Source organism: Novipirellula rosea, assembly GCF_039541335.1.
In the GTDB taxonomy this organism is placed as follows: Bacteria; Planctomycetota; Planctomycetia; order Pirellulales; family Pirellulaceae; genus Novipirellula; species Novipirellula rosea.
In genome coordinates this window covers 163,370-173,269 of sequence record NZ_BAABGA010000024.1, presented here as the reverse complement: position 1 = coordinate 173,269, position 9,900 = coordinate 163,370, and the positions used below count along the sequence as shown (strand labels likewise).

Genomic DNA, 9,900 nt, shown 5'->3' with positions numbered 1-9,900 from the left:
TCAAGACGACTCGAATCTACTTGCACTCGCTCAACCGCGAGGATGTGAAGGTGGTTAGTCCGCTGGACCGGATGGCAGCGAAGAGAGTGATGCCGGTGCAGCACGCCAGTAGTGAGGCTGACAGCCGGTCAATATCGACACCTCGCAAAACGAAAATGCAGAACGAACGTCGACCTGATGAGCAAGGGCGTGATTGCGAGGATGTGGCTAATCAGAGAGTTGATGTTGCGATGCAGATTTATGAACAAAACGAAACACACGTCACGTTACCGCAACAGAAAGAGTCATCGAACGCAGCCGTGCGATGGTGGAAGCGAGCGGCGAATTGGGGTTTATTGCACGCATCAGCACTCCTCGGCTGTGCTATGTCAATCGGTAGCGGCAGCGCCGGACGGTGACACTGGTACACAGGAAATCACAGGGCGAGGATCGTTTCACGTTGCCCCCCCCTTTCCCGTGCAAAATGCCCCAATAGTGAGACACAGATAGAGGCTAAACAGTCACGATTCTCATGCTGTGGCATTCCTACGAATTGCACCTGCTGGAAGCAAGCGTGATCTTAAAAGTGGTCGAGAAGCATACGAAAAAGGGTATTGAGTTCTTGAGCGGTTGCGGGTGTGCTGCCTTGCACGAAACGAAGTGGGTTCTGGCACCAAGCACCAATGCCCAGGATAAAGCCGGGAATAGGGTGATAGAACAGGAAGAATCTCCGACGGCGTCTAATACAATCAAACTACTTTGGGAGATTTCATGAAGAACCTGAAAACGGGTCCGAACAACATCTCGAGACGTTGTCCAGTAAGTCGTTCTTCTTCGCCTGGGAGGAGACGAGAATCCTCGGATAATTTCGGCGAATCGAATCCTGCTACACACTGAAGCTTAGAAGTTGGCCGAATACAGCCGAATGCAAACTCAGTTATATGAACAGCCAGTGTCTCAACGATCGACGAATTAGCGAGCTCGAACTTCTCAATACGGAATCCGAATATGGTCTGCCAAGACAACCACCAAACAGCGTGACGTCGAATGGCGTTTCAAATTCGATGACGCCCGTTAAACACTAGAGCGACTTTACTCAAGCATCAAGACTTGATATCGCACTAGGCTGAAAGTTGGTACGACGCAGCGAAACTGCACTCTTGTTCCGGCTCGACTTCATAAGTTATTGGGCGTTTTGCTCACGATCGGTGACATCGAGGCTATTCGACATCGAGTGACACTCTCCCAGTAAGGTTGCCCACATCCGCCGTTGCCTCTCCCAGGACAATTCCCTCGCGATAGGACGCAAATTCCGCTCGTGAATCTTTGATCGGCCCGTCATTTCTCGGGGTAGGTAGAGTAGAGCTTCTTGAATTTCTGGTGCGAGCAGCGATAGGCTTAGAATCTGAGTAAGGCGGGGCTGGGAGACCTTGCCCAATTCGGCAAGTTCGAGCATGTCCTGCGCCTCGCCACGCCGCAGCATCTCGTCCATCCGAATCGCGAGTGCCATCAAGCGTGAAATCCTTGGAACTTTTCCCCGCCGTTTCACTGGCGCTTCGTCGCCCGGCTCCGTCGTTTTTTTCTGTACGGGTTTCTTAGGGTTCACATTGATTTTGCATTTGACCGTGATCATGAGTTCGTCTCCTGTTTGTCGGTCGCTTCAGCAGAAAAGGTTTTGATGCCCGCAGGGTGCATTGAGATTGAAAGCGAGCTTTCGTCAGCGTCAAATTCGATTCGGCTAATCAACAACGTCAGGACCGCCGACTTCTCGCGTATGTTCAGCTCATTCCAAACGTTGCCAAAGTCTGAGAAGGCCGCATTCACATCACGCTCGTCGATCTGCTCCGCAGTCAAGCGATTGATCTCGCCGTCAACGATTTCAAGCGACTCAATAATTCGGGCGACTTCTTGGTGCAACGCGGCTAATCGTTCTGAATCGCTCGTCCCGACTTCGTTCGAGATGCCCAGATGCTTCATCTGGTCGTGCTGGTGATTCAAACGCTGGGTGAGTTGCGTTCGTTGCGTCTTCAGCTCCGCCAATTCCGCTTCGCAACGTTTACTCGACTGCTCCAACACATCGCGGCGTAATCCTGGATCGTCGGCGACGCAGCGAATCTGGTCGACTACCGCCGCCTCAATATCCGCCGCTGGCAACGATGGCGACGGACAATACCTGCGTCCCCGTTTGATCGCCGTCACGCACGTGTAATAGCGGTACACTTTCGCCCCTCGCCGGGCCACATTGTGGACCATCGAATAATTGCACGCCGGGCAATAGATCAGTCCTTTCAGCAACGCCTGATACTTGTTGACCAAGTGATTGCCGCCGCCGCGAGCGTGACTACGCATCATCGCCGCAACATCGTCGAACAACTTCTGATCAATGATTGGCGTGTGCTCACCCTTGAACGTCTGCGTCTTATGCTTGATCCGGCCGATGTAGGTCGGGTTGGTCAACATCGTATGCAACGAAGACTTATCAAACGGTTTACCGCCTCTCGTTTTCCCCGATTTTGTCTTCCAAGACTTCAAGCACCAGCCACGACGGTCAAGTTCCTCGACCACCGGCGTCATCGACTCCATCTCAAGGTACAGCCCGAAGATACGCCGCACCTTCGCCGCCTCGTCCGCGTTGACCACCAACTTTGGACTTGGTCCGGATCGGTCGACGTCGTACCCAAGCACCGGCACACCACCCGCCCATTTGCCACGCCGTCGCTGAGCCGCAATCTTGTCGCGAATTCGTTCGCCGATGATCTCTCGTTCAAATTGTGCGAACGAAAGCAGGATATTCAGTGTCAACCGACCCATCGAGTGCGTCGTGTTGAACTGTTGGGTCACCGAAACGAACGAGACGCCATGGTTGTCGAACGTTTCCATGATCTTAGAGAAGTCCAGCAAACTGCGACTCAGCCGGTCGACCTTGTACACGACCACGCAATCAATCTTGGCCGCCGCAATATCTTCCAACAAACGTTTCATCGCCGGCCGGTCAACGTTGCCGCCCGAGTAGCCACCATCGTCGTAGTGTGTCGGAATGACCTTCCAACCCTCCTGCGATTGACTGGCGATGAAGTTCTCCGCGGCTTCACGCTGTGCGTCCAGCGAATTGAACTCTTGATCGAGTCCTTCCTCAGTCGATTTGCGAGTGTAGATCGCACACCGAATGATCCGCCGTTCAGATTCCGTTTCCTTTTTCATTTCTGTCTCCTTCCGAGTCGAAAGAAGAGAAATCCGTTGTAGCTGACTCCGGTGATCTCGCCGGCGACTTTGGACAGCGAACGAAATCGCTTGCCCTCGTACTCAAATCCGTCCGTCAATACGAGCACTCGGACCATCTTGCCCTTATATCGCCGTTCCAAGAAACTGCCCGGTGGCGGAAGACGAGGATCCCAGTCGACGTATCCGTCTTCTTCAGGCTTGACCCGACGAAGGTTGTCCAGAACCTCTTCGCGAGGAGCTGTCATGCGAAGATCCGAAGTCGCCGCCAGCTCACGAGCTTTCTGTTTCGCCTCGTTACTTAGCCCGCCTTCGTCCAACGCTTGCAACCGCCAAGCGATGCGTCGAACCAGATACCGTTTGTGGCGACTGCGACAAACTTCATCGAACACTTCTTCGTAGAGCGTTCGCAATTGATTGACTGTCTTGTCTTCAAGCGAAGCGACTGCCATTCTAGTTTCATCCTTCATTGGCTCACCTCCGTGTTGACTTGCTCTTTCTCGGCGACGCTCGACACTTCATTCTTGCCGGACGAAGCGGAAGCTCGTTTAACGTCGACTTGATTCGACTGGCGGTTGTAAATCGCACATCCGGTCGCAGTTTGTCCTGCCTTGACCCTGCGGCGAGTCAACGCTCGCGAAAGAATGGCAGCGAGATCACTGCGTCTTTTGAGATTCATGACTGGGTACCTCTGTGAAAGAAGGAATGAATTTGGCCGCGGTCATCTTCCGATCAAAAACCGCGTCCGTCACAGAGAGCCCTGAAAACCGACCCGGCTCAAGCGGCTTTCCCACAGAGTCTTGAAGAGTTTCCGAAACAGTTTCCAAGCAGAACCGTTTCCACCGCCCCACGCCGCGTCCGAGCACCTCAGCCACGGCCCGCCGCCGCGCATCCGGCGACAGCTCATCCACATCCAAATCCGGCTTACCCACACGCAGCCCTCTGAAAGAACGCAAAGCAACCGGGAGCAACCAAACGCTCCCTCCCCGGTTACCTATGCCGTCCTTCCGCCCACATGCGCGCCAAAGTAGAATTCAAGTCAACAAGTAATCATCCACCCCACCCAGGAACGGCATCGTACGAACCGAGCCGCGTGGACGGGCAAAACCTAAAAGAAAATCACCACAAAATCTGCCGAGTGTGTTGACCAACGGCTAGAATCCTCCACAAGTTTGAAAACCGCTGGTCGCCCACAACTTAAGTGGAATAGGCATCTTGCCTGTCACCCACAACAAAACTTGAAAGCCGGCGTTTGGAATATTTTCCAGACGCCGGCTTTTTTCGTGGTTTACCGCAGACGGGGCAAGGACTTATGTCATCGCTGGCGGGCAAAAGTTCTCTTGCAGTGTCTCTGGAAAAGGTCTCGCCGGTTTCGGCCAGAGGGTGATTGCGAGCGATCTTGGCCAAAGGTCTCTGTTGTCTTTGTACGATGCAGACCTCAAGGTTATATGCCCAAAAGTTCTATCGCTCATTTTCTGGTTCGCAGCAGCATGAAGCGGCTAGGTGCAAACCGTTTTCGTTGACCAGAAAACCGGGGACTGAACTGACATTGCAGCGCTCCGTTTCAGGTTCCTCAACCAGTAAAATGAACTGACGCAAAGGCAACCGTACACGACCGACACATCCGATGAAGCATTGGCGGTTCAGCTTGACGGCTTGTTGATTTAATGAAGTTTCCTTCGGTAACGGGTGTATGATGGACTTTCTAGTCCGTCAATGGTGTATTCGACGGACTAGGAAGTCCATCGTACGACTAAATCAACAAGCCGTTGAGGGATTGCAGCGCATGTCTCCGACCGAGTCGCGACGAATTGCCATAGACTCGCGACCGCAGGTGGCGCCTGCTTCAATTCTCTGATGGCTGGCCAATGGCCTCCGCCTTGTCCGTCGGCCGCAGCTGTTCTTCGCCCAGCGTGCTGGTGTCGACAATAGCGATTCCAGGTGCCAGCAGCGATCGTTTTACGGTCAATTCCAAAAGCTCCACCATTTCGCTCCACCGATTGTGATGGGCCAGTAGCGCCATCATGTGGTCAATCAGCGCCGGATCATGACGCTGCGTGTAATAGGCCTGGGTACCCCGCACGAGCCGATCGATATCCCATCGATGGTCGAAGGTTACGGGCCCTTGCTGGCTGGCCATCCCTTTCATCAACTCAATGGCTTTCGCATAAACCGCATCCCCTTTGTCTCCGCCAATCGTATCTGCAACATTGCTCAAGTAATGTTCGACCATTCCAGGCTTTCCGTGCCAGCGTGGCAGTAAATAAACAGCGATCTGTTGGTGCAGCGAAGCGTTTTCGCGATGCTCGCTCTTCTGCAAGTCGATCGCGAGCTTGCGAAGCTGATCGAGCGACATGCCGGCGCTGGTGGCAAAGCCCAACCGCAGATGATACACCTGGGCGATGGGTGCTTTCACTGTAGCCAACGGCTTGATGACTTCGATGCCTTCGCGAATATGTTCGTGAAAAATCTGCCAGCCTTTTTCCGTCACCGTACTGGCATAACCTCCACCGCGAGCATTCCACGCGATTGAATGATGCAAATTGGCGAGCGCACAACGCGCGACTTGCGATTCGGGATACCTGGTCAGCAAATGTTGGGCAACGTTGAGAGAGCGATCGATGGAGTCGCCGCCAAGATGCGGCATGAAGGAAAAAACCGAGCGTTGGATCGCGCTATAAAACTCGTCCGCCAGCGCCCCTTGATAACTTCCTTCGGATCGCATTTCGGAGGAGGCCAGAAAATCAGACACCGCTTCGATCTGGGCGATGTCCAACTGCTCGACCAACTCCCCTGCAATCTGCCCGATCACGCGTTCAATCGGTTTCACTAACGGATCCGGCCGTCGCGACACCACATAGTCCTGACCGCGCCGATGCACGATCAACTTGCCTCCGGCGCCAACGATCGAATCTTCACCGATTGTGCCTTCGATGATTTGATACTTGAAACGTCCGTAACCAGCGCCGGGGTCATACCAATCCACGAACGTGTAGCCCGCTTTGTCAAAATGAGGATCCAGTGGGCGACCGATGAGTTGAACCACATCGCGTTCTTCCAGTCGCACCATGTCCATTCGCTGCGGAAGGAATGGCAAACCAACCGTGCGGGGCCGCAATCCGAACCGGTTCCAAATCAGTTGCGCGCGAGCCGCGTCCGCTTCACTCACCAGCGTATAGCCTTCACCGGCGGCCGCCAGGGCACTCTCCAGACCTAGCATGCCCAGAAAATTCCCATGTGCATCGGGTTCGGGCCGCGCGGTGCGAGTGATGATTGCTTGTTCGCTCAAACGCGCGACAGTCCAACCATCGCTCGATGCGAACAAATGCACGTTCTGCTCCGATCGCCTCCTGTTGCTCGGCTTCGTCAAACGAATCGCTTCGCTGCTCTTTAAATCCCAACGGAATTGCTGACTATCTTTCATTTCGATCACCAGAGAGTCGAAATCACCGGATTGATCGGCCGCCAAAATGGGTTCGCTAGTGCCATCGATCGACAACACCTTGGCTTGTTTACCGTCACCAACCATCAGCTTTCCCTCAGCGATCCACCACACCTGTTGCCCATCGTTATGCAGCCACGGGCCATATTGCACGCGTGACGGAAGATCATCGCTCGGAAGGGTTTGGCCGCCGGTCAGATCGACGCGGAACAACTTTCCCTGGCTGTCACGCATCACGCCATGTTGGGCGCTATGGTCGATTGCCAGCAGCGAAGCTTCGGAATCGATTTTCAGCGGTGTGGTGTCCCATACGATCGTGTGTCTGTTGGCATCGATCGCGTTTTCAATCCGTTCGCGTGTCTCCGCTTTCACCGGCGGCGTCTGGTGGACAACGTCGTCCGAAGCAACCGGTTGACTCAAAACCGCGTCGATCGAACGGTCGTCGCTAAGATTGTCGCGTTGTCGCAGATAGACGGCATGCAGTGCCCGACCTTCGCGAAGTGTCAACGTCTTAACCGGCATGGTTTGCAATGCACCATTGAGCATCCGCAATTTCAGTGTGTCATCGGATTCGTAGCCTGTCTCTTTGACCACTGCTGGACCGATCAGACCGCTGGAAACGCTTAGCATACGCAACCACTTTTCGGGTTCTAACTCGATCGTCGCCGACGCCTCGGGCGCCGCGTCCGGGTCCATCGTCGGCAGCTTCAGCGCGGCAAGCTGCTGCCGCGATCGGTCGTCCAGCGTGGCGATCCGCACCAGAAATGTTTCCCCTTGAAAATCTTTCATCACCACATCATCGCCGCGGATCGCCACCGGCTCAGCATGCAATGAGTCCGTGTGACCGCGAAACTCCCATCTGGGAAATCCTTCCTGCAGTTTTGCGACACGCTGCTGACCTTCGGCCCAGTGTCTGCGAAACTCCGTTAGCAGGCTTGCTGGATTGGGCTTGTTCTCGCTCGAGAATACGGCAGTAAACGAGTCGCCATCCCGCTTTTGAAGTGTCACCGTAAGCTGCCCTGGCAACGGCTTATCGTGCTCAAAATCGATGATTGCACCAGCAGAGTTGTATGCAATTTTGCCAGTTTCCGGTTTGACCCAAAAGCGAAAGAATTGTCCGTCACGCGTCATCGGCAACTCGGTTTCCCAGTCACGATCTGGCAAGCGGTCCTCAAGGCGACGTAGTTCCGCGTCGTGTTTCGACGCCATGTGTTTACGTGCCAACAAAACGGGCGTCGCGGTGGGATCGTTGTCTTCGACGAACAGCAAGTCTTCTCCCCACTTGCCAACCAACTTACCGACGATCGTTTGGCCCTGTTCACCGATATACCAGCGTTTCGAATCCGCTACGGCCACTTTCGAGGCTAGATCCGGAAGCTCACTCGTGGGTGACGGGATTCGGCTTGCCAGTTTGTCTCGCAGCTCGGCAACCCCCCGGTCCCGCACCATCGCTTGCAACTCAGCCTGATGCTTCATGCTGTTTGTCACTGCGCTGAGGTGGTCGAGATAGAGATACCACCAATCGAGGGCATCACCGTAGGTATGCGACATCTTCACTGTCTGGCCATCGATGCCCGGTGCCTCGTTGGTCATCCCCTGAACTTCAACGACCACGACCGACAAGTCCTTGACGACGACGCGGTACTTCATCAATCCCGCCAGCACTTCACCGGTCAACCACTGCAAATCATCGTCGCGGGTGGCGATCTGGGCGGCTTGGCGATCAATCTCAGCGAGTTGAGATGCCTCGACAAACAAGTGTTCGCCGTTGATGAATTGAAAGGCAAAACCGTTTTCGAAGGCCCCCAGCAATGTTCCTTGCAGTTTGGAAAACCCAGGTTGCAAGTTCCAGAAGTCGCGATCAAACGCAGTTTCCGCTACTCGCAACAACGCCTGGTCTCGATATCGATCAGCGGACATTTCACCGGATCGGCGCAAGACGCTGAGTTCCAAATGAAACAGATCCTCACATGACACGCTGGCTGCTTCCATCTCACGTGTCTCCAGCGGACCCGCATAAAACCGAATCATGGACTGGTTGGGTGCGCTGAGATCGAAACCGAACGTCCAACCGCTGCGACCACGCATCGCGATAGGCAGCTGACGCAATTCTTCATCGCTAAATTCTTTTGTGATTCCCAGTCGTTTCGCGCGGTTCAATATCCCACGAAACTCTTTGCCCAGCACAAACCCCATCGAATACTTGGGCAATCGATAGGCCTGGCCTTTGGGCAAAGCGAACTTATCGATATTCGCGGCAACCGATTCGCCTTGCGAGAGCGAAGGACCGGCCTGTAACACGAACGCCTCTTCGGTTTCATGCAACACCTGGCCGTGCACCGGATGCGGCACCCAATTGTCGACGACAAGATGCTCTCCGTTACCGAACGCCCGGTACCGCTCGGTCAGCTCACGTAACTCCTCATCAGCGACTGCACTGGCGTCCACCACGTACAGACGTTTGCCGTCAAACGCGAACACCTTGCCGTTTTCGATCGCAACGGGTTGGCGAAAACCCGCGGCGCCGGCCGGTGGTGCGTCTTTCCACTGTTCGATGCCGCGTGCGAGCGGCGGCAAGTATTGGTAGCGAACGTAGCTGTAGCCGCGATTATGTTTGGCCAGAATTGTTTTCTGATCCTCAGGCTGAAACATCTTTAGCGGAACCAGGTAGCTCGCACTCTGCACATCACGTCCGCTCTGCTTAACGCGAAAGATGCCTTCGATCATCGATTCAGATAACGATCCTGAAACCTGCCACCCATTTTGCAACGTCCAGGTGCGATTGGCCGTCAACGGCTGGGACTGGCGAAACGCCATCAGCTGTTTGATTTGGCTATCACCGGACTGTTGGGCAGTCGTTGGGTGGATCACACCGAATGCAAGCACCGAAAACAGAAAAATTCGAAAGTTAGCTGTGGCTTGCGTGAACCGGTCAAACATTCCATACCTCGGAGGGGGAGTCTTTCAGATTGGTCTACCTTCTTATGACGGGATGAATCCAGGCAAGGTTCCATCACCATTGCTTCGGTGAAGACTGCGACGGTAGTGTACAGTTATTCCATTGCTTGCAGGTTGCCCAGTCAGCTCACCAGTTCCCAGAGCATTGACAGTACAATTGGGGTGTTCGAGATATTTCGGGGTCTACCCACAGTTTTTGTCTCCAGGCCCTGCTTTTCGTACGCTAATGGCACTTCTGGGTGACACGGCGGATCTTAAATATTTGCAACAAGCATTTGAATCGGTCGGTGTTGCGGACCTTC

The 9,900-nt window shown here is 54.3% G+C and carries 5 protein-coding genes and 1 pseudogene; 1 reads left to right on the top strand and 5 read right to left on the bottom strand.

The window, feature by feature from the left end:
- Window positions 1-398: pseudogene (locus ABD971_RS09870) on the top strand (hypothetical protein); the annotation flags it as partial.
- A 764-nt stretch (window positions 399-1,162) separates the two neighbouring features.
- On the opposite strand, the gene ABD971_RS09865 reads toward ABD971_RS09870, so the two are convergent.
- From ABD971_RS09865 to ABD971_RS09845, 5 genes are all read right to left on the bottom strand, one after another.
- Window positions 1,163-1,612: a hypothetical protein gene (locus ABD971_RS09865; RefSeq protein ID WP_345321612.1), complete on the bottom strand. Its 450-nt coding sequence runs from the start codon at window positions 1,610-1,612 to the stop codon at window positions 1,163-1,165.
- Window positions 1,609-3,180 carry a recombinase family protein gene (locus tag ABD971_RS09860; RefSeq protein WP_345321610.1) on the bottom strand — a complete coding sequence of 524 codons (1,572 nt, stop codon included), beginning with the start codon at window positions 3,178-3,180 and terminating at the stop codon, window positions 1,609-1,611. The genes ABD971_RS09865 and ABD971_RS09860 overlap by 4 nt, the downstream gene beginning before the upstream one ends.
- Window positions 3,177-3,668, bottom strand: coding sequence for a DUF2924 domain-containing protein (locus ABD971_RS09855; protein WP_345321608.1), 492 nt, complete (start codon window positions 3,666-3,668; stop codon window positions 3,177-3,179). The genes ABD971_RS09860 and ABD971_RS09855 overlap by 4 nt, the downstream gene beginning before the upstream one ends.
- Window positions 3,665-3,877, bottom strand: a complete 213-nt coding sequence (locus tag ABD971_RS09850; protein ID WP_345321606.1) for a hypothetical protein — start codon at window positions 3,875-3,877, stop codon at window positions 3,665-3,667. The genes ABD971_RS09855 and ABD971_RS09850 overlap by 4 nt, the downstream gene beginning before the upstream one ends.
- A 1,167-nt stretch (window positions 3,878-5,044) precedes the next feature.
- Window positions 5,045-9,580, bottom strand: coding sequence for a hypothetical protein (locus tag ABD971_RS09845; RefSeq protein ID WP_345321604.1), 4,536 nt, complete (start codon window positions 9,578-9,580; stop codon window positions 5,045-5,047).
- Window positions 9,581-9,900 lie beyond the last annotated feature (320 nt).

What these genes read in the sequence shown, in the direction of transcription:
- ABD971_RS09865 (WP_345321612.1), bottom strand. Translation starts at nt 1,612, where the DNA reads ATGATCACGGTCAAATGCAAAATCAATGTGAACCCTAAGAAACCCGTA.
- ABD971_RS09860 (WP_345321610.1), bottom strand. Translation starts at nt 3,180, where the DNA reads ATGAAAAAGGAAACGGAATCTGAACGGCGGATCATTCGGTGTGCGATC.
- ABD971_RS09855 (WP_345321608.1), bottom strand. Translation starts at nt 3,668, where the DNA reads ATGAAGGATGAAACTAGAATGGCAGTCGCTTCGCTTGAAGACAAGACA.
- ABD971_RS09850 (WP_345321606.1), bottom strand. Translation starts at nt 3,877, where the DNA reads ATGAATCTCAAAAGACGCAGTGATCTCGCTGCCATTCTTTCGCGAGCG.
- ABD971_RS09845 (WP_345321604.1), bottom strand. Translation starts at nt 9,580, where the DNA reads ATGTTTGACCGGTTCACGCAAGCCACAGCTAACTTTCGAATTTTTCTG.